Annotated in this window: 23 protein-coding genes and 4 tRNA genes; 3 read left to right on the top strand and 24 right to left on the bottom strand. The window is 70.3% G+C overall.

Going from position 1 to position 24,416, the window contains the following annotated elements:
- Window positions 1–177: 177 nt before the first annotated feature.
- Window positions 178–564, bottom strand: coding sequence for a 50S ribosomal protein L7/L12 (rplL, locus tag AC0T5L_RS09020; protein ID WP_476164935.1), 387 nt, complete (start codon window positions 562–564; stop codon window positions 178–180).
- A gap of 97 nt (window positions 565–661) precedes the next feature.
- Window positions 662–1,189, bottom strand: a complete 528-nt coding sequence (rplJ, locus tag AC0T5L_RS09015) for a 50S ribosomal protein L10 (protein WP_476164934.1) — start codon at window positions 1,187–1,189, stop codon at window positions 662–664.
- A gap of 448 nt (window positions 1,190–1,637) precedes the next feature.
- Between rplJ and AC0T5L_RS09010 the strand changes: the two genes are divergently transcribed.
- Window positions 1,638–2,486 carry an SCO4651 family lipoprotein gene (locus AC0T5L_RS09010; RefSeq protein ID WP_476164933.1) on the top strand — a complete coding sequence of 283 codons (849 nt, stop codon included), beginning with the start codon at window positions 1,638–1,640 and terminating at the stop codon, window positions 2,484–2,486.
- A 98-nt stretch (window positions 2,487–2,584) separates the two neighbouring features.
- Here AC0T5L_RS09010 and rplA read toward each other — a convergent pair whose 3' ends face one another.
- The 5 genes from rplA to AC0T5L_RS08985 all read right to left on the bottom strand — a co-directional run bounded on the left by rplA (window position 2,585) and on the right by AC0T5L_RS08985 (window position 5,665).
- Window positions 2,585–3,262, bottom strand: coding sequence for a 50S ribosomal protein L1 (gene rplA, locus AC0T5L_RS09005; protein ID WP_476164932.1), 678 nt, complete (start codon window positions 3,260–3,262; stop codon window positions 2,585–2,587).
- 118 nt (window positions 3,263–3,380) lie between these two features.
- Window positions 3,381–3,812, bottom strand: coding sequence for a 50S ribosomal protein L11 (gene rplK, locus AC0T5L_RS09000; RefSeq protein ID WP_476164931.1), 432 nt, complete (start codon window positions 3,810–3,812; stop codon window positions 3,381–3,383).
- A 405-nt stretch (window positions 3,813–4,217) separates the two neighbouring features.
- Window positions 4,218–5,066, bottom strand: a complete 849-nt coding sequence (nusG, locus tag AC0T5L_RS08995; RefSeq protein ID WP_476164930.1) for a transcription termination/antitermination protein NusG — start codon at window positions 5,064–5,066, stop codon at window positions 4,218–4,220.
- Window positions 5,067–5,238: 172 nt separating this feature from the next.
- On the bottom strand, window positions 5,239–5,493 hold the full coding sequence (gene secE / locus AC0T5L_RS08990) for a preprotein translocase subunit SecE (protein ID WP_476164929.1): 255 nt from the start codon (window positions 5,491–5,493) through the stop codon (window positions 5,239–5,241).
- A gap of 99 nt (window positions 5,494–5,592) precedes the next feature.
- Window positions 5,593–5,665: transfer RNA gene (locus AC0T5L_RS08985), tRNA-Trp, on the bottom strand.
- A gap of 210 nt (window positions 5,666–5,875) precedes the next feature.
- Here AC0T5L_RS08985 and AC0T5L_RS08980 point away from each other — a divergent pair.
- Window positions 5,876–7,084, top strand: coding sequence for a pyridoxal phosphate-dependent aminotransferase (locus AC0T5L_RS08980; RefSeq protein ID WP_476164928.1), 1,209 nt, complete (start codon window positions 5,876–5,878; stop codon window positions 7,082–7,084).
- A 129-nt stretch (window positions 7,085–7,213) separates the two neighbouring features.
- On the top strand, window positions 7,214–8,251 hold the full coding sequence (locus AC0T5L_RS08975; RefSeq protein WP_476164927.1) for an adenosine deaminase: 1,038 nt from the start codon (window positions 7,214–7,216) through the stop codon (window positions 8,249–8,251).
- 30 nt (window positions 8,252–8,281) lie between these two features.
- On the opposite strand, the gene AC0T5L_RS08970 is transcribed toward AC0T5L_RS08975, so the two are convergent.
- The 17 genes from AC0T5L_RS08970 to AC0T5L_RS08890 form a co-directional block, all read right to left on the bottom strand.
- Window positions 8,282–8,875 carry a TMEM165/GDT1 family protein gene (locus AC0T5L_RS08970; RefSeq protein WP_476164926.1) on the bottom strand — a complete coding sequence of 198 codons (594 nt, stop codon included), beginning with the start codon at window positions 8,873–8,875 and terminating at the stop codon, window positions 8,282–8,284.
- 314 nt (window positions 8,876–9,189) lie between these two features.
- The gene (locus AC0T5L_RS08965; protein WP_476164925.1) at window positions 9,190–10,254 is read right to left on the bottom strand and encodes a UDP-N-acetylmuramate dehydrogenase; all 1,065 of its coding nucleotides are present in this window, start codon (window positions 10,252–10,254) and stop codon (window positions 9,190–9,192) included.
- 3 nt (window positions 10,255–10,257) lie between these two features.
- A complete protein-coding gene (locus AC0T5L_RS08960; protein ID WP_476164924.1) occupies window positions 10,258–10,686 on the bottom strand; it encodes a MaoC family dehydratase in 429 nt (142 codons plus the stop codon).
- Window positions 10,683–11,132: a MaoC family dehydratase N-terminal domain-containing protein gene (locus AC0T5L_RS08955; protein WP_476164923.1), complete on the bottom strand. Its 450-nt coding sequence runs from the start codon at window positions 11,130–11,132 to the stop codon at window positions 10,683–10,685. The genes AC0T5L_RS08960 and AC0T5L_RS08955 overlap by 4 nt, the downstream gene beginning before the upstream one ends.
- 140 nt (window positions 11,133–11,272) lie before the next feature.
- The gene (rpmG, locus tag AC0T5L_RS08950; protein ID WP_077693140.1) at window positions 11,273–11,437 is read right to left on the bottom strand and encodes a 50S ribosomal protein L33; all 165 of its coding nucleotides are present in this window, start codon (window positions 11,435–11,437) and stop codon (window positions 11,273–11,275) included.
- 79 nt (window positions 11,438–11,516) lie between these two features.
- Window positions 11,517–11,592: transfer RNA gene (locus tag AC0T5L_RS08945), tRNA-Met, on the bottom strand.
- Window positions 11,593–11,691: 99 nt separating this feature from the next.
- Window positions 11,692–11,767, bottom strand: a tRNA-Thr gene (locus AC0T5L_RS08940).
- Window positions 11,768–11,929: 162 nt separating this feature from the next.
- The gene (locus AC0T5L_RS08935; RefSeq protein WP_476164999.1) at window positions 11,930–13,969 is read right to left on the bottom strand and encodes an ATP-binding protein; all 2,040 of its coding nucleotides are present in this window, start codon (window positions 13,967–13,969) and stop codon (window positions 11,930–11,932) included.
- Between the two features lie 194 nt (window positions 13,970–14,163).
- Window positions 14,164–18,843 carry an SbcC/MukB-like Walker B domain-containing protein gene (locus tag AC0T5L_RS08930; protein WP_476164922.1) on the bottom strand — a complete coding sequence of 1,560 codons (4,680 nt, stop codon included), beginning with the start codon at window positions 18,841–18,843 and terminating at the stop codon, window positions 14,164–14,166.
- Window positions 18,785–20,176: a TIGR02678 family protein gene (locus AC0T5L_RS08925; protein ID WP_476164921.1), complete on the bottom strand. Its 1,392-nt coding sequence runs from the start codon at window positions 20,174–20,176 to the stop codon at window positions 18,785–18,787. Before AC0T5L_RS08925 ends, AC0T5L_RS08930 begins: the two co-directional genes overlap by 59 nt.
- On the bottom strand, window positions 20,176–21,276 hold the full coding sequence (locus tag AC0T5L_RS08920; protein WP_476164920.1) for a DUF2397 family protein: 1,101 nt from the start codon (window positions 21,274–21,276) through the stop codon (window positions 20,176–20,178). The genes AC0T5L_RS08925 and AC0T5L_RS08920 overlap by 1 nt, the downstream gene beginning before the upstream one ends.
- A gap of 200 nt (window positions 21,277–21,476) precedes the next feature.
- Window positions 21,477–22,061: a hypothetical protein gene (locus AC0T5L_RS08915; RefSeq protein ID WP_476164919.1), complete on the bottom strand. Its 585-nt coding sequence runs from the start codon at window positions 22,059–22,061 to the stop codon at window positions 21,477–21,479.
- A gap of 288 nt (window positions 22,062–22,349) precedes the next feature.
- Window positions 22,350–22,595, bottom strand: a complete 246-nt coding sequence (locus AC0T5L_RS08910) for a hypothetical protein (protein WP_476164918.1) — start codon at window positions 22,593–22,595, stop codon at window positions 22,350–22,352.
- A gap of 8 nt (window positions 22,596–22,603) precedes the next feature.
- On the bottom strand, window positions 22,604–22,861 hold the full coding sequence (locus tag AC0T5L_RS08905; RefSeq protein ID WP_476164917.1) for a hypothetical protein: 258 nt from the start codon (window positions 22,859–22,861) through the stop codon (window positions 22,604–22,606).
- An 8-nt stretch (window positions 22,862–22,869) separates the two neighbouring features.
- The gene (locus AC0T5L_RS08900) at window positions 22,870–23,124 is read right to left on the bottom strand and encodes a hypothetical protein (RefSeq protein WP_476164916.1); all 255 of its coding nucleotides are present in this window, start codon (window positions 23,122–23,124) and stop codon (window positions 22,870–22,872) included.
- A gap of 56 nt (window positions 23,125–23,180) precedes the next feature.
- Window positions 23,181–23,432, bottom strand: coding sequence for a hypothetical protein (locus tag AC0T5L_RS08895; RefSeq protein ID WP_476164915.1), 252 nt, complete (start codon window positions 23,430–23,432; stop codon window positions 23,181–23,183).
- A 610-nt stretch (window positions 23,433–24,042) separates the two neighbouring features.
- Window positions 24,043–24,131: transfer RNA gene (locus AC0T5L_RS08890), tRNA-OTHER, on the bottom strand.
- Window positions 24,132–24,416 lie beyond the last annotated feature (285 nt).

The raw sequence follows: 24,416 nt of genomic DNA, 5'->3' as shown, positions 1-24,416 counted from the left end.
GCCCAGCTTCGCACACGCCGCAGGACAAGCCGTGGCGGACACGGCCGTGGCGCGTACCAGGATATCCGAGCGACGCCCGGCGGAAGGCCCTCAGAAAGCACAAAAGCGGCCGCCCCTCCCCGGGGGGAGGGGCGGCCGCGCTACGCAGACCAGCGGGCTTCTACGGCCCGCGGAGGACTACTTGAGGGTGACGGTGGCGCCAGCGCCCTCGAGGGCGGCCTTGGCCTTGTCAGCGGCCTCCTTGTTGACGCCTTCCAGCAGCGCCTTCGGGGCGTTGTCGACCAGGTCCTTGGCCTCCTTGAGACCCAGGCTCGTGAGGCCGCGGACCTCCTTGATGACCTGGATCTTCTTGTCGCCGGCGGCCTCGAGAACGACGTCGAACTCGTCCTTCTCCTCCTCGACCGCGGCCTCGCCGCCACCGGCGGCGGGGGCGGCGGCCACAGCGGTCGGGGCGGCGGCGGTGACGTCGAACTTGTCCTCGAAGAGCTTGACGAACTCGGAGAGCTCGAGAAGGGTCATCTCCTCGAACGCGGCGATCAGGTCGTCGTTGCTGAGCTTCGCCATGATGCGATCTCTCTTTCTCTACGGACACGCGTGCCTGTCGGCTTCACGTGCGGGCCAGTGGCCGGGCACCCTCGGTACCCGCCGGGGTGGGAAATGTTCAGGCGGCTTCCTCGGAGCGCTTGTCCGCCAGGGCCTGTGCGAGACGCACAGTCTTGGAGGGCAGCGCCTGGAAGACGGCGGCGGCCTGGCCCTGCTTGGCCTTGAGCACACCGGCCAGCTTCGCGAGAAGAACCTCGCGGGACTCCAGATCGGCCAGCTTGGTGATGTCCTCGGCGTTCATCGACTTGCCGTCGATGACGCCGCCCTTGATCACCAGGGGCGTGTTCGCCTTCGAGAAGTCACGCAGACCCTTGGCGGCCTCGACCACGTCGCCGTGGACGAAGGCGATCGCGGACGGGCCCTCGAGCAGGTCCTTGACCTCCTCGTCCAGCCCGGCCTCCGTGATCGCGATCTTGGTCAGCGTGTTCTTGACGATGCGAAAACGCGCGTTCTGACCGAGGCTGCGACGCAGTGCAGTCATCTGCGCCACAGTGAGCCCCCGGTATTCGGTCAGCACAACGCCGTTCGAGTCACGGAACTCCTCCGTGATCTCGGCGACCGCGGCTGCCTTGTCCGGCCTCGCCATGGGACTCCTTCCAACATTGATCGCTGGTCGAATCCCAAGGACCCGTGCGATCGGCGTCAGCACGAGAAAAGGCCCCGAGCGCAAGGCGCACGGGGCACGACCGCGTTCTACTGGGCGCTCAACACGCGCCCGGAACGGGAAGCTCTTGTGACACCTGCGCGGGCGCCCATCGCGGATGGGACCTTAGACCACCCGTTCGGGTGGCGACCAGCGGTCTTCGGCAAGAAACCAGCATACCGCACATGTCAGGGTGCCCGCCCACGCGAGCGGACCGGACCAGGTGAGCGTTCTCACCCGTGCGAGGGCACGGAACCGTACCGAGGGGTCCAACGTCGCGGTAACGACCGCCGCGGCCCGGACCCGACCATCGGTCCTCCGTGGCAATATAAGCGATCGGGCATCCCGCTTCCAGATATGCCCATCCCCCAAACCAAGAAAGCAGAGTTTCGTGAAGACTCGTATGCCTGCTCTGTTCGCCGCGGGCACTCTGGCCCTGTCCCTCACCGCCTGCGGCGGTGAGGCCCCCGAGGAGGAGTCCACCGACGCGGCCGCCGAAGAGACCGAGGGAACCGAGGACGGCGGCGGCATCCTCGACCTGCTCGCCGGTATCGGCGACAACACCCAGGGCATCGACAACTACACCCTCGACATCGAGATCGCCACGTCCGAACCCGAGGTCGGCGAGGTGAACATGACCATGACCTACGAGGTCATGGACGACCCGCAGAACACCCAGGTCACCGTGGTCATGCCCTTCATGGGCGAGACGATCCTGGAACTGTCGCAGCTGGGCGGGGAGAGCACCGACCTGACCGCGGAGGAGCTCGGCACGTCCATCGTCATCCTCCCGGCCGAGGGCGAGGCCCTCATGTCCAACCACAACGGCCTCCAGGAGGTCGACACCCCGTGGGCGCGCGGTGTGCAGGACACCGAGATGCTCGCCCCGGAGGACACGTTCGACACCGACCACCTCCCCGAGATCGCCGGGGCCCTCGCCGAGATCGAGCAGATCCAGGAGGCGGGCACCGAGGAGATCAACGGTGTCGAGACCACCCTGATCGAGGGCACGATGACCAGCGAGGAGGCCGAGGCCCTGAACGCGGAGCAGAAGCAGGCCTTCGACGAGCTCATGGACGGCATGGAGGGGACCATCGACGCCTCCCTCTGGATCGACGACGACGGCTTCCCGATGCGCATGGACTTCTCCGACGAGGTGTCCGACGTCTCGATGGTCTTCTCCAACCTGGGCGAGACCTCCTTCGAGATGCCCTCCGAGGACGAGATCACCGACCTGTAGGCACTCCCCCGCCGACACGTACGCAACGGTCCCCGAGTCCAGCGGACTCGGGGACCGTTCCCGTCTGTACGGCGGTCGAGGGGACGCGCCGCGGAAGGCTAGACCTCGAGCGGGATGCTCGGGCCCATGGACGTGGTGACCACGGCCTTCTTGATGTAGCGGCCCTTGGCCGCGGACGGCTTGAGGCGACCCACCTCGTCGATCGCGGCCCGGTAGTTCTCCACGAGCTGCTGCTCGCCGAAGGAGGCCTTGCCGATGATGAAGTGCAGGTTCCCGTGGCGGTCCACGCGGAACTCGATCTTGCCGCCCTTGATGTCGGTCACGGCCTTGGCGACGTCAGGGGTGACGGTGCCGGTCTTCGGGTTCGGCATCAGACCGCGCGGACCCAGGACGCGGCCGAGGCGACCGACCTTGCCCATGAGGTCCGGGGTGGCGACGACGGCGTCGAAGTCGGTGAAGCCCTTCGAGACCTTCTCGATCATCTCGTCGTCGCCGATGATGTCGGCGCCAGCGGCGAGGGCCTGCTCGGCACGGTCACCGGTCGCGAAGACCAGGACCCGAGCCGTCTTACCGGTGCCGTGCGGCAGGTTCACGGTGCCGCGGACCATCTGGTCGGCCTTGCGCGGGTCGACGCCCAGGCGCAGGGCGACCTCGACGGTCGCGTCGAACTTGGCGGTGGAGGTCTCCTGAGCAAGCTTCACAGCCTCGGCGGGGCTGTAGGTCTTGTCACGGTCCACCAACTGGCTGGCTTTGCGGTGGTTCTTGCTGCGCTTCACGCTGTTCTCCTAAGGAACTTGTGGTCACGGGGCCAGCGCCTGGCCCTGCCACTGCGGTTCGTGGACGCCGAGCGTCCCCGGCCACTCCGGCCCTCGGGGCCGGTGTCACCGTGCGGGGCTACTTGATCTCGATGCCCATCGAGCGGGCGGTGCCGGCGACGATCTTGGTGGCGGCCTCGATGTCCTCGGTGTTGAGGTCGGGCATCTTGGTCTCCGCGATCTCGCGGACCTGCTCGGCGGTGATGGAACCGGACGTGCTGCGACCCGGGTCGGCAGCGGCCTTGTCCACACCGGCGGCCTTCAGGATCAGCTTGGGCGCCGGAGGCGTCTTGGTGACGAAGCTGAAGGAGCGGTCCTCGTAGATGGAGATCTCCACGGGGATGACGCTGCCGCGCTGGGCTTCCGTAGCAGCGTTGTACTGCTTGCAGAAGTCCATGATGTTGACGCCGTGCGGACCGAGAGCGGTACCGACGGGCGGTGCCGGGGTCGCCTGACCGGCGGGGAGCTGCACCTTGACGAGTGCGGCCAGTTTCTTCTTCTTCGGAGGCATATCGGGTCCTTTGCCTGATCTGCGTTGTGTGCTGGCCCCTAGCCTCCCTGACGGCGCCGCTCGGCCGCGAGGGCCGGGACACCGCTGCCGGAGGAGGCGCGGCCACGCGCGGGGCGGTGGCCCGCCGAGGCCGGACGGGCCGGGACGCGGCCCGCCGGAGGCGGGACACGCGAATGGGTCCGCCGCGGGTGCGGACCCACCAAGTCTATGCCGATCGGTTGGGTGCCTTGGCATGCGCTTCGCGCTGGCAAGGGCTCGACCGGGCGGCGATGACCCGGGGTGTGCCTTGGCTGGGGCTTCGCGGCCGCAGGGCACGCCCGGGCGGCCGCGGCGGCCACAGGGCCGTGCCTTGGCGGAAACCCCGTGCTGGCAGGGCCACACCCGGGCGACGGGCGTCGGACGGGTTCAGATCTTGGCGACCTGGTTGAACGAGAGCTCGACCGGGGTCTCCCGGCCGAAGATAGACACGAGCACCTTCAGCTTCTGGGTGTCGGCGTTGATCTCGCTGACCGTCGCGGGCAGGGTCGCGAACGGACCCTCCATGACCGTGACGGACTCGCCGACCTCGTAGGCCACGTCGGCGCGGACCTCGCCGCCACCGGACGCCTTGGCCTGCTGGGCCTGCTCCGGCTCCTCCTCCGGCTCTGGCGCGAGGAGCTTGGCCACCTCGGTCAGGCTCAGCGGCGCGGGCTTGTTGGACAGGCCCACGAAACCGGTGACGCCCGGGGTGTTGCGGATGGCCGACCAGGACTCGTCGATCAGGTCCATGCGGACGAGCACGTAACCGGGCAGGACCTTCTCGGTGACCTGCTGGCGCTTACCGCTCTTGACCTCGGTGACCTCGTGCTCGGGCACCTCGACCTGGAAGATGTACTCCTCCATGTTGAGGGACTGGGTACGGCTCTCGACGTTGGCCTTGACCCGCTTCTCGTAGCCCGCGTAGGTGTGCACGACGTACCAGTCGCCGGGCAGCAGGACCAGTTCGTTCTTGAACTCCTCGACGGGGTCCAGACGAGGAAGCTCCTCGGCTTCCTCGGCCTCCCCGCCGGTGCTCTCCTGGGTCTCGTCGGCCTCGCCAGCGCTCTCCTGGGCCTCGCCGGCCTCGTCGGCGTCACCGGTCAGCTCCGGGCTGTCGGTGCCGGCCTCGCCGGCCGCGTCCTCCGGCAGCTCGCCCGCCAGGCCGGTCTCTTCCGCCGACGACTGATCCGGCTCCTCTTGGGGGAAGTCGTCAGAGGTCAGTGGGGACTCGGACACGGCTGCTCTTTCTCTCGTCGGATTCGCTCTGCGGGACGACGCACGCGAAACAGCGCCATGCATCGGACCCGGTCATGCCAGCTTACGGTCTATCCGGGCGGACCGGGACCAAGGTGCGGACGAGGAGGGTCGCGCCTCGTCCTGAATCCGAGAGGCGCGAACGCGAAGGGTGTCAGACGCCCTGCGGGGTACCGAACGTGCCGTACAGCCAGGTGATGGCCTCGCCGAAGCCCCAGTCGAGGAGGGAAACGTAACCCAGGACGATCAGAACGAAGACGAGGACCACGATGGTGTAGGTCACGAGCTCGCGACGCGTGGGCCAGCGGACCTTGCGCAGCTCGCCGACGACCTGCTTGGTGAACGTCACCGGACCGGTACGACGCTTGGGTTCCCTGTCGGGCTTGGCGTCGGCGTCAGTCTGAGTCACCTGGGGTCCTTAGGGTCGCGGGCTGCTGGTTGTCCCCGTAGCTGCCGGTGCTCGCGCGACGCGGTGCCCTTTGAGGCCACCACGCCGCGCGCGGACTTGCAGGGCAGGAGGGACTCGAACCCCCAACCGCCGGTTTTGGAGACCGGTGCTCTGCCAATTGAGCCACTGCCCTTAGCGGAAACTGCACTTCCACCATAGCCGGTCCGGAGGCGCTACGCACAACGTGCGCCAGATAACACCTGGGCCACGACCGGCTGACGCGAGAGAGTCTATGCGCTCACGGCCCCCTGGCCAAACCGTTCGTCCTCCAGGACGGGGGAGCTGGTTCTCCATCCCCTTCACCGCCCGTCCCGGACGGGGACTCACATGACAACATGGGACCATGACTGACCGACCTCGTATCTCTGCACGTATCAGCGCCATCTCCGAGTCCGCCACCCTCGCCGTGGACGCCAAGGCCAAGGCCATGAAGGCGGAGGGCCGTCCCGTCATCGGCTTCGGTGCGGGAGAGCCCGACTTCCCGACGCCCGACTACATCGTCGAGGCCGCCGTCGAAGCCGCCCGTCAGCCCCGGTTCCACCGCTACACCCCGGCAGGCGGCCTCCCCGAGCTGAAGCAGGCCATCGCCGAGAAGACCCGGCGCGACTCCGGCTACGAGGTGGAACCCGCCCAGATCCTGGTGACCAACGGCGGCAAGCAGGCCATCTACGAGGCCTTCGCTGCCATGCTGGACCCGGGCGACGAGGTCATCGTCATCGCCCCGTACTGGACCACCTACCCCGAGTCCATCAAGCTCGCGGGCGGCGTCCCGGTCTACGTCGTCACCGACGAGAGCACCGGCTACCTGGCCAGCGTGGAACAGCTGGAGGCGGCTCGCAGCGAGCGCACCAAGGTCCTGGTCTTCGTCTCCCCGTCCAACCCGACCGGCGCCGTGTACCCGCGCGAGCAGGTCCGCGAGATCGGCCAGTGGGCGAACGAGCACGGCCTGTGGGTGCTGACCGACGAGATCTACGAGCACCTGGTGTACGGGGAGGCGGAGTTCTCCTCCCTGCCCGTGGAGGTGCCCGAGATCGCCGACCGCACCGTCGTCGTCAACGGCGTGGCCAAGACCTACGCCATGACCGGATGGCGCGTGGGGTGGATCGTCGGTCCCAAGGACATCGTCAAGGCCGCGAGCAACCTGCAGTCGCACGCCACCTCCAACGTCGCCAACGTCTCACAGGCCGCCGCACTGGCCGCGCTCTCCGGTGACCTGGAGGCGGTGGCCGAGATGCGCGAGGCCTTCGACCGCCGCCGCAAGACGATCGTACGCATGCTCAACGAGATCGACGGCGTGGTCTGCCCCGAGCCGGAGGGCGCCTTCTACGCCTACCCGTCCGTCAAGGGCGTGCTGGGCAAGGAGATCCGCGGCAAGACGCCGCAGAGCTCCACGGAGCTGGCCGAGCTCATCCTGGAGGAGGCCGAGGTCGCCGTGGTGCCCGGTGAGGCGTTCGGCACTCCCGGCTACCTGCGCCTGTCCTACGCGCTCAGCGACGAGGACCTCGCCGAGGGCGTGAGCCGCGTCCAGAAGCTGTTGGCCGAGGCCAGGTAGAACCCCCTTTCGAACGCGCCCCGGCCCCGCGCGGCTCCGGGGCGCGTTCGCGTGTACGGGACCTGGCCCGGACCGGTGAAGTCCGGTGTCTCGGCACCACCGGTGCTCCTCATACGGCAGGCTTACTCCATGGAGACACCGACCAGCGCTCGCCGGTTGGACCGGCTGCCCAAGTCCCATCTGCACCTGCACTTCACCGGATCGATGCGCCACTCCACCCTGGTGGAGATGGCCCGGGAGAACGGGGTCCACCTCCCCCAGGCACTTGTCACGGAGTGGCCCCCCAAGCTCCGCGCCACGGACGAACGCGGCTGGTTTCGCTTCCAGCGCCTCTACGACATCGCCCGATCGGTGCTGCGCAGGCCCGAGGACATGTACCGGTTGCTGCGCGAGGCGGCCGAGGACGAACGCGCCGCGGGGTCCGCCTGGCTGGAGATCCAGGTTGATCCGAGCGGTTACGCGTCGCTCTTCGACGGGCTCACCGCGACCCTGGAGCTGATCCTGGACGCGGCCCGGGCCGCCGAGCACGAGACGGGGGTGGCCATCGGCCTGATGGTGGCCGCCAACCGCACCAGGCACCCGCTGGACGCCAAGGTCCTGGCCCGGCTGGCCCGCCAGTACGCGGGCAGGGGCGTGGTGTCGTTCGGGCTGAACAACGACGAGCGGCGGGGTCGCGCCCTGGAGTTCGAGGGCGCGTTCCGGATCGCGCGCCGGGCCGGACTGCTGTCCGCGCCGCACGGCGGAGAGCTCCAGGGTCCGCGCAGCATACGCGAGTGCCTGGACGAGCTGCGGGCAGACCGGCTGGGGCACGGAGTGCGCGCCGTGGAGGACCCGTACCTGGTGGAGCGGATCGCCGACCAGGGGGTGACGCTGGAGATCTGCCCGACCTCCAACGTGGGCCTGGGGGTCTTCGACGAGCTGGAGCACCTGCCGCTGCGCAGGCTCTTCGACGCCGGGGTACCGATCGCCCTGGGGACCGACGACCCCCTGCTGTTCGGCCCGCGCCTGGTGGAGCAGTACCGCATCGCCCGCGAGGTGTTCGGTTTCTCCGACCCGGAGCTGGCCGAGCTGGCGCGGATGTCGATCCGCGGTTCGGGCGCACCGGAATCGCTGCGCAAGGAGCTGCTGTCCGGGGTGGACTCGTGGCTGGCCAACGAGCCCGGGTGACCTGCCGGGGCCCGTTCGCCGACCGCTGGCTCAGGCCAGGAGCATCCAGGCGCCCTGGCCGAGCATGACCGCGCCCGCGACGAAGAACAGGGCGGCGGCACCGACCTGGATGGCGCGCTCGGGCAGCTTCTTGCCGAGAACGGCGCCCAGGGCGATGGCGATGGCGTCGGCCGCGACCATGCCGACGGTGGAACCGATCCACACGGGCAACCAGTGGTGCTGGGTGCCGACGGTGATGGTGGCGAGCATCGTCTTGTCGCCGAGCTCGGCGACGAGGAAGACGAGGAAGACGGTCGCGAACGCGGAGCGGATCCGCCTGGAGGCGGCACGCTCCTCGTCCTTGTCGGTCATCTCGTCTCCCCGCAGGGTCCACAAACCGAAGAACACGAACGCGACACCGGCGGCGAGAGTGAGCCAGTCGGTGGGCAGCGCGGCGCCGAGGACCTCGGCCAGCAGGACGCTCCCGGCGTGTACGGCGACGGTGGCGGCGGTGATGCCGAGGAGAACCGTGAGGGCCCGGTAGCGAGTGGCCAGGGACATCGCCACAAGCTGGGTCTTGTCCCCCATTTCAGCGATGAAGATGGCGAATGCGCTGAATGCCAGCCCCGTGATAAATCCTGTCACACTTCCTCTTCCGTCCGAGGTGCTCTGGGCGAAGGAGGCGGCGGACGCCACTTCAACCCGGCCTTATCCGGGTCAAAGGTCTCGTCCGCCCCCGGGACAGGGTTCCTGGCCTGACAGGGCTCGTACGACCGGGCCGCGGCGCGGCCAGGGTGTCGATCGTACGCATTGGGGACTACTCCCCTTCGACACGTCCGACTTTATGGGAAAGCAGAAGTGGAATGCAATTCATGGCTTTGCTGAATTTGTTTATCAGCTGGCCCTGAAAAACAAGTTAGCCGTGCCCAACTCAGAAATTGGGCACGGCTGGGAACGGTTCAGAGCGTGACGCCGACCATCACGGGCTCGTTGACGAGGCGGACCCCGAAGGCCTCCTCCACACCCGCGCGCACCTCACGGGCCAGGTCCAGCAGGTCCTCCGTGGTGGCCCCGTCGGGATTGGTCAGCGCCAGGGTGTGCTTGCCGGAGATGCGGGCGGGCCCGGCCCCGTACCCCTTGGCGAACCCGGCCCGGTCGATCAGCCAGGCCGCGGACAGCTTGACGTTTCCCAGGCCGTCGGGGTGGCCGGGCACCTCCACGTCGGCACCGAGGCGGTCGGCGGCCCGCTCGCGCACGGCCTCGAGCTCCTCCGCGGTGACCACCGGATTGGTGAAGAACGATCCGGCACTGCGGGTGTCCGGGTCGTCGGGGTCCAGGACCATGCCCTTGCCCCTGCGCAGGCCCAGGACGGTCTCCCGCGCCCGCTCCAGCGGCACGCGGGCCCCCGCCTCGGTCTCCAGGGTGCGGGCCACCTCGGCGTAGGCGACCGGGCGGCTGAGCTTGGAGCGGTGCAGGGCGAAGGTCACCTCGCACACCACGTAGCGGTCGTCGCCCTTGAAGACGCTGTTCCGATAGGTGAAGCCGCACTCGGCGTTGGTCATCCGGCGCCGCTCACCGGTGCGCCGGTCGTGGACGAGCACCTCGCGGATGGTCTGGCTGACGTCCTGGCCGTAGGCGCCCACGTTCTGGATGGGGGTGGAGCCGACCCGGCCGGGGATGCCCGACAGGAACTCCACGCCGCTGAGGCCCTCGGCGACGACGCGCTCCACCAGCGGGTCCCACTCCACTCCCGCGTCGGCGCGCACCAGCACGACGGACTCGCCCGTATCGTCGACGCCCGTCTCCTCGAAGGAGGTCTCCTGGGAGTCCACCAGGACCACGGTCCCGGGGAACCCGGCGTCGGAGACCACGAGGTTGCTGCCGCCGCCCAGGACGAGGACGGGTTCACCGGACGCGTCGGCCGCGGCCACGGCGGTGACCAGCTCCTCGGTGTTGGCGGCCGCGCGGAACTCCCTGGCCGGGCCGCCCAGGCGCAGGGTGGTGTACTCGGAGAGCGTGGTCACGGTCTACCTCGCCAGGCGCACGGTGGCCTTGGACCGCACCAGGACCTTGGCGCCACCGGAACGGGCGGTCAGCAGCACGCTGACGGTGCCGTCGTCGTTCTTGGCCCCGACCTTGCCCCCGACCGTGATCTCGGCGCCCTCGTCGTCGTCCGGGACCACCACGGGTGCGGAGAAGCGCACCGAGTAGTCGACGACGCAGCCCGGGTCGCCCGTCCAGTCGGTGAGCACCCGAGCGGCTTCAGCCATGGTGAACATGCCGTGCGCGATCACGTCGGGCAGGCCCACCGACTTGGCGAAGCGCTCGTTCCAGTGGATCGGGTTGAAGTCGCCCGAGGCGCCCGCGTAGCGGATCAGGTCCAGGCGGCGGACCGGGAAGGTCCGTTCGGGCAGCTCGGTGCCGACCTCGACGTCGGCGTGGCGCAGCCTGCTCATTCCTCTCCTCCCCGCACGACGAGCATCATCGTGGTGGTGACCACGTGCTCGCCGTCGGCGTCGTCGGCCACGGTCTCCAGGGTGAGCAGTTCGTTGCCGCCTAGGGACTTGATGCCCGTGATGCGGGTGACACTGCTGAGGAGGTCGCCGGCGTGCAGCGGACGGCTGTAGTGAAAGCTCTGGTCGCCGTGCACGACCCGGGAGAAGTCCACGCCCAGCTCGGGGTCGGCGATGGCCTGGGCCGAACCCGCCATGCCGAGGATCACGGGGAAGGTGGGCGGCGCGACCACGTCGGGGTACCCGGCGTCCCGGGCCGCGGCCGGGTCGGAGTAGACCGGGTTGGGGTCGTTGACCGCATCGGCGAACTCCCGGACCTTGCCCCGGGTCACCTCATAGGCCTCCGGCGCGGGATACTCCCGGCCGAGGTAGTCAGGGTTGATCGCCACGCTCTCTCCTGTCGTGAAAGGACCCGGACACGCGAACGGCCCGGTGAGCGGATCGCTCACCGGGCCGGAAGTTCACGAGAACTGCCTCTGCGCCGTCGCACTCAGAGACGATCGCACTCGAAAAGGGCGCTCGCCGAGGACTAGCGGGTCTCGCGGTGCTCGTTGTGCTTGCGGCAGTTCGGGCAGAACTTCTTGATCGCGAGACGGTCGGGGGTGTTCCGACGGTTCTTGCGGGTGATGTAGTTACGGTGCTTGCACTCCTGGCAGGCCAGGGTGATCTTCGGCCTCACATCTGTGGCAGCCACGTCGGAGTGCCTTTCTCGCTGGAAACAGTACAAAACGCCCGCGACGACCCCTGAGAAACGTGACTCAGGGGTCAGCGGGTGGTAGCGGGGGCCGGACTTGAACCGACGACACAGCGATTATGAGCCGCTTGCTCTACCGACTGAGCTACCCCGCCCCGATCAACGGAAGCCCTCCTCACATGGAAAGCTCCCGGTTCAGGCCGGCAGATCCTCCGCCGGCCACCCACCCGAGTGGACCGGACCTCATCAAGTGGTGGAGCCCCTTTACGGAATCGAACCGTAGACCTTCTCCTTACCATGGAGACGCTCTGCCGACTGAGCTAAAGGGGCGCGCTGCTGGGGCTTTCTCTCGTCCGCCCCGGGGGCGTTGCCCCCTTGCGCTGGTTATGACTATACAGGGGTTTGGGGGTGCTCTGCCAAATCGAATGCCCCGAGCCCGTGTCCTGACGGCGAAACCCCTGGTCACAGGCGCTTTCCCCGACCCAGTGTGACTCAGGCCGCGCCCTCGGAGACCCACACGTTGGACATGGCGTCCCGGTTGATCGTGCGGATATCCGCTGGCAAGCCGAGCCTGCGCAGAGCATCGGACAGACGGGTGTCGTGTGTGAACACGATCAGCTGCCGGTGCCTGCCCACCTCAGCCAGCACCGAGGCCAGGCCCTCCACGGTCTCGGTGTCCATCGCCTGGACCGGGTCGTCCAGTACCAGGAAGCCGAACGGATTGCCCTCCAGCAGCGTACGCGGCAGGCAGATGGACAGCGCCAGCGCCTGGAACTCGCCCTGGCTCAGCAGCCCGGGCGCACTGGTCTGGTCCTCGACGCCGTCGACCGCCACGTCCACCTCGACCCTGCGGCGGACGCCCCGGCCTGTCAGCCGCATGCCCTGGAGGTCGATGTGGCGTTCCTGGCGCAGCCGGTACCAGACCTGCTCGGCCTGTGTGGCGACCGGGCCCAGCCGCTCCGCCCGCAGGGCCCGCGCCTGCTCCGACAGCCAGTTCAGCGCGGCCTCGGCCGCGTTCAGCGTGTCCCGTGCCTCGATGGCGCCCTGGGCATCGTCCAGCCACCCCGAAAGCTGCCCGGCAAGCTCCGCCCAGCCGCCGGTGGGGTCCTCCAACCGCTCACTGGCGTCGCGGCGGGCGCTCACCGCGGCCGCCCGCAGTTTGCGGCCGACCACCTCGATGTGCTCGGCCAGCTCTCCCAGGTCGGTGATGTCCGCGCCGGACTCCCACAGCGCCCACACCTGGCCCAGCTCGCTCTCCGGGGGCAGCCATCCCGGCGCCGGGGACATCAGGAAGCGGGCCTGGTCCTTGGCCGCGTCAGCGCGCTCGTAGGCGGCCGCGACGACGGCCGCCTGCGGCCGGAGCGTCCGCAGCTGGGCGTTGGCCCGGCGCGCCCAATCCGCTCCCAGGGGCGCGGAACACGTGGGGCACTCGGTGTCCGTGGGATGGCGCTGATGGTGTTCGAGGGCCTGCTCCAGGAGCCGGACCACTCCGTGGGCGCGGTCGCCCTTGCTGCCCGCGGCCATGGCGAGCTCCATGGCCGCGCCGCGCAGTTCGTTGACCACGTCGGACATCAGTGCCCGTTCGGGCACCGCCAGCCGCCGCAGGCGGCGCAGGACCACGTGCGTGTCAGGATCCCTGGGTCCGTCGTCGGCGGCGATCCTGCGCAGGGCGTCCATGTCGAAATAGGAGGACGTCAGGAGGCTCACGGCCTGGGCGGCCCGGGGGTCGTCGGACTCCCGGAGCGCGTCGAGCAGGTGACGGAGTTCACGCGAGGGCCGGTCGCGGCGTTTGACGAGTCCGTCGCACACCTTGGCCAGTCGGCGCTCGGCCTCCGCCAGGCCGCTCAGCCCCAGCAGAGCGGTCAGCGTGTCGTACAGCTCGGCGGAGCGCCCGCTCACCGTGCGGCCGAGCTCGTCGTAGGACAGGAAGGGCCGGTAGCGCACGAGGTTCTCGCCCCACTCCAGCGTCCGGAGCGGCGAGACCTCGCCGTCCGGGCGGACGACCTCGCCGCGCGCCGAGCGAACGCTCTCACCCGTCCACCTGCGGCTGATCCGGGTGGGCCCCTCGTCCCCGGCGATGCGGATGTCCACGGCCGCCTCGGTGCGCTCGTCATAGTGCAGGTTGCGCCAGCCGTCGCGCCACCCGGTGGGCATCGCGTCCCACCGGGGGTTGCGCCCGGTGAGGGCGGCCTCCGCGGCCTCGGCGAAGCTCGACTTGCCCGATCCGTTGCGGCCCACGATCACCGTGAGGCCGGGACCGGACCCGAAGGTGAGCTCGGCCGGACGGCCGATCCCGCGAAAGCCCTGGACCCTGATCCCCGTCAGATAGGACCGCCGGACCCTGCCCGGGGCCGTCGGCTCCGACTCCGGCTCCGGCTCCTGTACCCGCTCGCCGTTCAGGCGGGCCGTGAGCGCGTCCTCGCCCCACAGGGCCGCCGTGACCCATGAGCGGACCTCGCGGGGGAGCCCGGAGCGCGTCAGAGCGTCCAGGAGCGCCGTCCCGCCCTCGAACGTCTCGGGTACCCGAGTCACCTTCGTCACCCCGCTCCTGTGTTGTTCCTGCACAAGCAGACTAGGACAGCCCGGGAGGAAGTGCTCGCCGAACGCTCTTCATCCGGCGGCGGATCCCCCGTCCCGAGACCCACGACACCACACCGGTTCCCACCGCGCTCGTCATCCGGCCCGACAACCGGGTGCCACCGGCGTGACGGCCGAGCAGGGGACCCTCAGACGCCGACGAGGCGCCTTCTGCTCCCGTCCCACGTGAAGTGCAGTGTCGCGATGCCGGGCACGTTCGGGTCCCTCAGACACTCGTAGATGTTCAGACTCGGCACACTGGCGAAGCAGCCCCACACCCGTTCCGACGTCAGGACGAAGTCCAGGTCCAGTTCCACCAGCAGGCCCAGCAGCCGCCCGTGCGTGGGTTCGTCGACCTTGGCGAAGGCGTCGTCGAGCAGGATCAGCCTCGGTGCCCACGGCACGCGCGCCGCGAGGGCGTCGAAGTGCGCGGCGGCGGCCGCGAACAGCACCAGGTAGGCCACCACCCGCTGCTCGCCCTGGCTGAGCGCCGTGCGGTGCCCCAGGCGCCGCTCGTCACCCGAGGCGTCGGTCACGTACACGGTGAACGTGAACCAGGACCTGTAGTCCAGCGCGGCGCGCAGCTGCGCGCCGCCCGTGGCCGTGGGGTCCAGGCGGCGGATCGCCTCGATACAGCGCCGTAGCGCGTCCCGGAGTCGCGTGGTCTGCACACGGGTGCGCTCCTCGGAGGGCGTGGCCAGGAGCGGCACGACCGCCTCCACGTCCGCGCCCGCGTCGGGGGCCAGCTGCCAGTCCAGGCGCACGCCGAGCCCGGCCGAGGTGGTGACGTCCTTGAGGACGTCGTTCATCGTCGCGATGAGGGCCCGGGCCTCGTCGATCTGACGGGCCAGGTGCCCGGCCAACTCGCCCAGCAGGTGCCGCTCGAAGGCTTCCTCCTCCGCGATCGCGACGCTCTCCTCGGCCTCGGTGACGGCGGTCGAGACCCGCTCGGCGTAGTCGGTGACGTCGTGGGCGCCCTCCTCGTCGTGCACGGTGAGGCGCTTGATCCCCCGGGACTCGCTCATCTCGGTGCGGATCTGCGCCCAACCCGCCGAGGTGAGCAGCCGGTTGAGGTCCTCGCGGCTGCTCAGGATAGCGCTGTCGTCGATCTCCGCGCCGCCCCCGTGAGCGGCGAGGCCCTCCTCTATCTGGTCGACGAAGGCCTCCAGCGAGACGAGTCGGGCGTCCGGCCCGGCGAGGGCGGCCTCGCCACGGGCAGCGAGGTAGGCGGCCAGGGGTGCGTCCTCTCCGGCGCAGGCCGCCAGACCGGCGGCCCTCAGCAGCACACCGTCGGGGACACCGGTGCCGGCCGCTCCGTCAGCGGCCTCCGCGGTGACGGTCGAGACCAACCCGTCCCCCGCCGCGAGCGCGCGACGCACCTGCTCGGTCCTCTCCTGCGTCGCCATGACCAGGCGCGCCTCCGCGCTGACCCGCTCGTCGCGGGACCGCTGGGCGTCTCGTTCGAGTTCGGGCAACCGCTGGGCGGCCTCCTCGGCCCTGGCCCTGACCTGGTCACGCGCGGTTTCGAGCTGCTCGGGGGCCACGCCCCGCGCCCGGTCGCCGAGCTCGATCTGGCGGCGGACGGTGATCATGTCGTCGATGGCCGCGGCCCGGGCGTCCTCGGCGAGCACCCGGTCGGCCCGCGCGTCCCGCCATGCGGTGACATGGGTCTCGTGGTCGGCCAGCTCCCAGGCCAGCACGTCCAGGTCCCGCAGCGCCGAGGCGATGAGCACACGCAGGTGGTCGAGGGCGCGTAGGGCGCTGTCCAGGTCAGCGCGTGAGGTGGGCAGGTCCTGCTCCCGCGGGGAGCCTTCGGCCTCTCCGGCACCGCCCACCGCCGCGGAGGCGCGCAGTTTCGCCCGGATGTCGAGCAGTTCCGCCCGGCAGGACTCCGCGGCGTCGCGCGCCACGTCGTGCACGCGGCGGGCGGCGGCCACGTCCCCGCGGGCGACTTCCAGAGTGGCCCAGGCGCGGATCAGCGAGGCCGGGCCGGGCAGGTCGCGGGAGACCTCCAGAAGCTCGGCGTAGGAGTGCTCGACCGCCCAGCGGCGTTCGCCCGCCTCTGCGAGCAGGGCCTCGGCGATCGCCATGCGGCGTTCGGTGTTGGCGGACTTGCGGTCGCGGGCGCGCTTGCGGGCGGCCTCGCCGATGTACTCGGGCTCGCTCTTGTGGTGGGCGCCGGAGGCGACGCCCAGGCGCCAGCTCCCGGAGAGGGACACGGCGCTGGACAGGGCGACGGTGCCCTGGCCGCCCCGGCGGTGCCTGGGCTCGGCGTCCGGAGCGGCCTGTCCGTCCCGGCGGTGCCTGGCGTCGTTCTCGGTGTCCTCGCCCCTGGCCCGCTCCATCTCAGCGTCCGAGTACAGCGCTATGGAGGACAGCAGGGACCGCAGGCCGTCCTGGTCGACGGTACGGCCGGCCCCGGGGTCTGAGGCGGTGGCCGGCACGAGGACGTCGAGCAGCGTCCGCCCCCGGAACGGCCTCGACAGCGCCGGGAGAGGCACCGGGGAGACCACCAGGTCACGCGTCGTCGGGTCCTGCAAGGCGCCGTCGGCGCGCACCCACCCGGCCAGCAGCCCGCTGGCCTCCAGCGCGGCTTCCAACCCGGCTTGCTCGCGCGTGCTGAGCCCTTCCGCGAAGTCCACCGCCAGGTACAGCGGGGCACCCTCTCCGGCGGGTCGCGGACGGGTGGCCCAACCCGGGCGCTCGGGGGCGTGTTCGGCGTTCCTCGTCCGCCGCTCCGCCAGCTCGGCGAGTTCGTCGGAGAGCTGGCCCTCCTCCCCCACTGCCACGTCCCGGCGGGCCCGCAGTTCCTCCAGCAGAGGGTCCACGGCGGCGTGCGCGAGGCGAGCGACGGTGGCGGGCACGTCCGGGTCCAGGACGCGCAGGGAGTCGCTGATGGGCAGTTCGACGCTGCCCTCCAACTCATGGATGGCCTCGCCCAGGGCGTGCGCGTGGCTGGAGTCCCGCAGCCGGGCCGCCCATGACCGGACGCCCTCCGCGTAGGCGGCGCTCTCCCGCCGCACTCCGCCGATGGCGTCCTGCTCGCGCGCGTGGGCCTGTTCGAGCGCGGCGTCGGCGCCCTCGGCCTCACTCGTCAGGGCGACCAGGCGGCGGTCGGCCTCGGCCTCGGCGGCCGTGAGTCCGGTCAGGTGGGTGGCCAGGTCGGCCCGGTCCGCGGCGCGGTCGGCGGACCCTGTGAGCCGGTCGTGGAGGCGTCCGAGAGCGTCGCGCAGGGCGTCCAGGTCGATGCCCTCCACGGGCTCGCGCTCGACGGCCTGCTCCAGCCCTTGCAGGTCCACCCGCGTGGTGCTCTCACGCGGCGCGTGGACGGCGGGCACCGGGTCCGGGACGGCGCCGAGGCCGTCATGGTCGATCCCCGCGGCGGCGGCCGCGCGCGAGGCCTCGGCGTGGGTCTGGCGCAGCACGTCCAGTGCACGCTCGATCGTGCCGGTGTCCTCGCCCAGCCGCTCGACGGCGTGCCGCTCCACCCGCTCGGCGTGCTCGGCGGCGACCCAGGCGGCCTCGGCCGCACGGATGTAGGCGCCCACGGCGGCGTCGTAGGCGCGGCGCTCGTTGCCCGTGGCCGTGGCGGCACCGCTCTGGGCGGTGGCGAGGGTCCCCTCGTCGGCCTGTGCGGTGTCACGGGTGCGGCGGGCCTGGTCGCGTTCCTCGGAGATCTGGCTCTCCGCCGTGATGAGGCGGTCGAGTTCGGACTGCAACCGCTCGGTCTCCACCGTGCGGTGCGCGGCGGCGTCGACCTGCTCGCGTACCTCGGCTACCCGTGCGCGCAGTGTGTGGACCAGGTAGTCCCGGTAGTCCTCCAGGAATGCGGTAACGCCCGTCCGGGCCTCGGCGAGGGCGTCCTTGTCGGAGCGGGCCTGCTCCAGGTCGGCGATGTTGCGGGCGACCTCGTCCAGGACGGACTCGTCCATGGGCGGAAGCGCCTCGGACAGGACCCCGACGAGTTCGCCGGCCTCCAGGCGGTCGCCGATGGTGGGGCGGCGCAACCGGTAGAGCAGGTGGATGAGGTTGCGGTAGCGGACGGAGTCGTCGATGCCGAACAGGTCGCGCATCACCCTGGCGCGGTAGGGGATGGCGCTGGTGAAACAGTTCTCGGCGCCGATCTCCGAACGGAGGCGGTCCACGGGTTTGGGGCGGCCGTCGGTGACCAGTTCGAGGTCGTGGCCGACCCGGCGCTCGGTGACGAAGAACACGCAGCGCGGGTCGGAGTCGCCCACCGCCATGACGGCGGCGCCCAGGGTCAGGTGGCTGGGCGGGGCGTCGGGGTCACGGGGTTCTTCCCGGTCCGCGTCGGCCTCGGCGCCGGACACGGCGTCGAGGCCGCGTTCACCGCGCTCGGTGGTGAACTCCACCCACAGGTAGCCGAGCCGGGTGGCGGGACCGGTGTCCTCGTCCTCCGGGGCCGCCTCCTCTCCGGCATCCCCGGTGTCGGGACCGCCGAGCAGGTCGGGGCCGAGCTCCTCGGACTCGGGGAGGCTGCCCGCATGGGGGCCCTCAGCCATCAGCCAGCGCAGGCTGGTCCTGTTGGTCCCCGTGGTGTCCAGCCGGCGCACGTCCCCGTCCAGCAGGAACGGGAGCAGCATCTCCATGGCCTTGGACTTGCCCGCGCCGTTGCGGCCACGCAGCAGCAGCCGCCCCTCCGCGAAGTCCAGGATGTGGTCGTCGTACTGCCAGACGTTGCGGATACCCGCGCGTTCGAGGCGGTAACGGGGGATGCCGCGGGAAGCACGGGGGCCGGAGGCGGCGAGGTCAGTCGGAACCGCCGCTGCTTCCGCCCCCGGGGCCTGGCTGGTCTCCTGTGTCACCACTGGACGCGCTCACCTTCTCGTTCGCCACCGCTTGCAGCACGGACTCCACCCGGCTCAGGTCGCCGTGAGGATCGGCGGGAGCGCCGGGCGCGGGGTCGTCACCGGAACCACGTGTCGGGGCGGGTTGTGTCCGGCCGTGTTTGTCATTGTCCTGGATCAGGGGGACGCGCTCGTCCGGTTCGGCCCCGTACCGGGCGGCCGCGGCGGTGAGCCGCCGCTCTCCGGGGGCGCCACACAGCAGTCCGAGCTCCGCCAGCATCTCCAGCACCTGCTCGCGCAGCCGCGCGGGGTCGGGGACCTCGGGCCCGGCGGTGCGGGCCCACATGGCCCGAGCTGGGGCGTCCGCGCCGCAGAGGGCCTCCAGAGCGGCGTGCAGCTCACGCTCCGGAACGGGGACGGAAGTGGCGGGCTGGCCGGGGTGCAGGCGACCGGAGAGGTGCCGGACCAGGGACAGGGCCACCTGGCCGGCCGGGTCGTCGGAGGGGAAGGCGGGGCGGGCCCCGGCCTCGTCGGGCATCACGAGGGCGACGCCCTCGGCGCGGACCTCGGCGTCACAGCCGAGGAGGTTGCCGAGCGCGGCCGCGGCTCTCCACTGGTGCGCGGCGAGGCGGTCGCGCTGCCGGTCGGGAAGCTCCTCGCGGTAGACGACGGCGGTCTCCGCGAGAAGGCGGCGCAGGGCCGTCTCGCCCTGCTGGTCGCTGTCAGGGTCGGTGTCGGAGGCGGCGGCGAGGAAGGAGTCCGGGTCGTCGGCGGCCCGGGGCAGGTGGGCGGCGACGGAGCGGGCGATCTGCAAGTGCGAGAGCAGGTGCGGATCGGAGGTGGGGTCGGCCTGGTGGTCGGCGATGGCGCCGGAGGTCTCGGTGAGGGCGCCGAGTCCGGCCAGGTGGCGCAGGGCGGCGCAGAAGGCGCGGCGCTCCCCGAGGCTCCGGGCGGGGTCGGCGTCGATCCCGGCCTCGTGCGCGGCGGCGCGGACCCGGTCGGCCAGCCGCCGGACCGTGGTGGGGCCGTGTTCCTCGACCAGGACCGCCAGTGCCAGGGCGAGGTAGGTGTGCGTGCGCGGGGTGAAGGGCACGCCGGTCGTGCGTGTGAAGGGGCGTGCCGTCTCCGTGGCGGAACCGCGTTTGACCAGACGGGCGTGGTCCTCGGCGACGGTCAGCCGGTAGCCGAGCACGCGTTGGAACCGCTGGATGAGCCACTCGGCGTGGGAGCGCACGAGGGGGAACTCCGCGGGATGGGTGCGTTCGGTGATGAGGGGCTGCGCCAGCAGGGCGCGGGCCGCAGCCTGGCGCTCGCCGATGAGCGCGGCGTCCTCGCTGTAGACGTCCGTCTTCATCACCCCCACGCTCGGGTCCAGGACCGGTTCGCGGACAGGTCGAGCGGACCCGTGGTCTCGGTGTCGGGGTCCGACCCAGGGAGGTTACCGGTGAGTTCGGGGTCTGCGACAGGGGTCACGGGGAAACCTTCGGTGTCCGGTTCCCCGTTGTCCGAACCGACGGGTTCCTCCTGGCCATCCGGCTCTGCCGAATCGGGCGGCCCCTCCGGGCCGTCCGGCTCCACCGGAGCCTCCGGGCGGAGCGGGTCCGCGGTGTCCTCGGGGTGAGCCGGGTCCGCGGTGTCCTCGGGGTGAGCCGGGTCCGCTGGGACGTCCTGCCTCCCCGAAGGGTCGGAGGCGGAAGGGCCAGGTGGCTCGTCCGGTGCGTCCGTTCCGGGAGCCTCGTCCGAGGGGCCGCCCGAAGGAACATCCGAGAGAGCGTCCACGGGGCCGTCCTCGGCGTCCGCCGGGCCGTCCTCGACGGTGTGCTGCCCGTAGGGGGTGACGCACAGGCGCAGCCCTTCCAGGGACAGCTCGCCGCCCTCACCCTGGATGGTGACCTCGGCCCCCGGAGAGGGGATGACGTGCAGGCGTAGCGCGAACTCCAGGTCCCCGGCCGAAACGGGCCGTCGACTCGCGTCTCCGGAGCCGAGCGCCGCGGTGAGGAGTTCCATGAGGACCTCCGTCCCGGCACCGGACAGGTCCAGGCGGGCGCGGTGGCCGGTGGGCTCGGTGAGCAGTGCGCGGATCTGTGCGGCACCGGCGCGGCGCCAGTGGGCGGAGGACTCGGCCGCGTCGCGCAGGCGTGCCTGCTGGGCGCGGTGGTCACGGACCGGTTCGGGCAGCCGGGTACCGGGGCGCTCGATGACGGTGCTGCGGTCAGGGGCAGCCTGCCACCAGCTGGTGGTGGCGGCGACGCCCTCGTCCGCGCGTCCCTCCAGGTGGAGGGCGGGGTGCAGTGCGTAGGCGGCGGTGGCGAGGGCGTCGGCCCGGTCGGGCCCCGCCTCCTCGAACCAGGTGGCCAGGCGTAGCAGAGCGGCGCGGCCGTGCCGTGGCGCCGATCTCCCTCCGGTGCCTTGTACGTCGTCCGCGCGGTCGTCCGTCCGCTGGTTGAGTCCCACAACTCAGCAGACTAGAGACCTCTCGGGCACGCCACGCCCGTTTCGGCACCACCTGGCCCCGACAAGAGGGCCATGTCACCCGATCTGATCAGGCATTATGTTCTTTTGAGGAACTTTGGCATGATTCTGGGGTCGCGGCGGAGGTGAACCTCACCTTCTCCGAGCACCGCCGGATCCCGGACCCGCCACCGTGTCCTGGCTCACTCCGAGGCCGGCACCGACAGACGTCCGCCGTCGGCGTCCTCCACCGCTTGGCGCATCTCCTCCGGCATGTCCTCGTGGTCGGTGATCGTGTAGGTGGAGAAGTACGTGGTGCCGTCGACCTCCACCGGGTCCCCCAGTTCGACCTCGACGTCGTAGGGGTCGTTCTGGCAGCCCTGGTCCATGCACCAGGTCCCCGAGACCTCCCCCTCGCCCCGTGCGACCTGGTCCGACCACTCCTCCCACTCCATGTCGGAGAAGGTGGTGAACTCGGTGGCGACGTAGTCGGTGGGACGCTGGTCGTCGAAGCCGCTCTCGTCTCCGTACCGGTTGTGGACCTGGGGGCCCTCGCCCTGCGTGCCCCCTTCCGATCCGTCCTGCTCCTCCGGGCTGGAGTGGCCCTCAGGGCTGGACTGGCCCTCAGGGCTGGACTGGCCCTCCGGACCGGTCGCCTCGGGGCTGTCCCCCTGGCCTTCCGGGCTCTGCTCGGTCTCTCCCTCGGGCACGTCGGGCGTGGTCACCTGCTCTCCGCATGCGGTGATCGCCAACAGCAGTGCCGCTCCGGTCAGGATCGTGCGCCTCATCTGGTCTCTCTCCTCCGTCGTTCTCTCCGGATCGCTGGTTCCCCTTGCGGACCCGGGGTTCGGGGCCCGAATCCGTCTACCCGCGCTTCATGGCCCCATGTGCCCGTGTGCCCAGCGGGCACCGGGCGGTGTGCACCCCCCTGTGTCCGACCGCAGCGAGGCCCCCCGGCAGGATGCCGGGGGGCCTCGACGGACCGCGTGTTCGATCACTGCGGGAGCAGGGGCCCCGCCACCCGGAGGTGGTCAGTAACCGTGGCCGTTGTCGTCCTCGTGGCCGCCGGAGCGGTCTTAGTCGACGTTGGTGCTCGCGGGTCCGTTGATGCAGTCACCCGTGGTCTGCGGCGACAGGATCGGGATGTTGACAGCGGCCACGCCCACAGCCAGCTCGGTGTTGCAGAGCTGAACGGGAACCAGCTGCAAGTTCTGGTTGAACTGCTGGTCACCGCCGTGCGAAGCGGAGGCGGGCGAGGCGGCTAGCATCGCGCCCAGGGCGACACCGGCGATCGCGGCGGCCGCTGTGAGCTTGCGCAGCATGCCGTCCCCTATTCGATGTTGGTGCTGATGGGGCCGTTGACGCAGTCGCCGGTGGTCTGCGGCGACAGGACCGGCACGTTGACGCCCGCCAGGAGGCCCACGACCAGCTCGGTGTTGCAGAGCTGCACGGGAACGGCCTGAAGGTTCTGGTTGTACTGCTGGTCACCGCCGTGGGACGACGAACCGGCAGAGGCGGGCGTGGCCGTCAGGATGGCGCCCAGGGCGATCCCGGCGACGGCGGCGGCAGAGGTGAGCTTGCGCAGCATGCCGTCCCCTATTCGATGTTGGTGCTGATGGGGCCGTTCACGCAGTCGCCGGTGGTCTGCGGCGACAGGACCGGCACGTTGACAGCGACCAGGCCGACGACGGCCTCCGTGTTGCACAGCTGCACGGGAACGGCCTGAAGGTTCTGGTTGTACTGCTGGTCACCGCCGTGGGACGACGAACCGGCGGAGGCCGGGGAACCGGCGAGAACGACACCGAAAGCAGCACCAGCGACGAGGCCGGCAACACCGAGCTTACGCAGCATTGAATTACCCTTCGAAATAAATTGAGATATTGTCTCGGTCGGACGGATTGCCGGAACTAGCTGATGTTGGTGCCGACAGGGCCGTTCACGCAGTCACCGGTGGTCTGCGGCGACAGGATCGGGATGTTGACAGCGACCAGGCCGACGCTGGCTTCCAGGTTGCAGGACTGGATCGGAACCAGCTGCAAGTTCTGGTTGAACTGCTGGTCACCACCGTGCGAAGCGTGAGCGTGAGCGGGAGCGCCCATGAGGAGCGCGCCCATCGCGGCACCGGCGACCAGGCCAGCAGCGGCCATCTTCTTGATCATGTTTCCCCCGAGAAACAGTTACGAGGCATTGACAGAAAAAGACGCAGGCGCTTCTTGCACCTGTGTCGCGGTGGACTGGAGCAATCATCATCCGCCCCCCCGGTTTTTGTCAACGCCGAAACTCGGGAAGCAATTTGTCCAGATTGTCGCAAGAATTCTTTTCGCGCCATCCACAAATGGATATATTGGATATGCTTCTGCTCGACTCACACAAAGGACTGACCCACGTACAAGATGGTGCCTGAACGTCGAAACGGGCATATCGCCAGCTACTCGCATACTCGCGACTGACCCTCATCTCCAGGACGGCCCGGAGAAAGGGTGAACCCGCAGCTCAGCGCTCCTGGGGCCGCACACCCCAACCGCCGGCTTCCCGCCGCCTGACAGAAAAAACGGCGTTACCCGCCCGTATCCAAAACGCGACACATCCGCGATCATCCGAATCCTGGGGGTGTCCGCCCCAGGACCGGAACAGCGTCGCCTTCCCCGCCAGTCGCCGCGACTATGACGTAGGTCACTCCAGCTTGGGGCGTGTCCGGCTCCCGCCGTGCGACGGTCCCGAACAAGGCGAGGCCCCGGCACCTCATGGCGCCGGGGCCTCGTTTCCCAGTGGGGCAGGACAAGGATTCGAACCTTGGAAGGCAAAGCCGACGGATTCACAGAGATCTCCCGCTGTGGGCCGCCCTGCCCCTGTCCTGCACCAACGGCCAGTTCGGCAGGTGTTCCAAGCGCGATGTTCCACCGTGGTCGCAGCAGAGCCGCCCAGACGGCCTCTGAGGGCGGCTTGACGTCCCGTGGCGGATCACGCCAGAGGCACCGTGTTCCGCCGTCAGCGAGCACCTCAGACAGTCAGTCTCTGGTCTTGAACCCTTCTGCGTCGCGCACCTCGGTTCGGAACCTCCGAAGACTGCCCGAAGCGTGCGCCAGCGAGGCTCCAGATGACCGGATACGGTCAAGAACCCGCATCGAGAGCCGTGCTCGCTA

The organism is Nocardiopsis sp. TRM 82005 (assembly GCF_056312425.1).
Note: the sequence above shows the minus strand (reverse complement) of the source record. Positions and strands in the feature narration are given on the sequence as shown.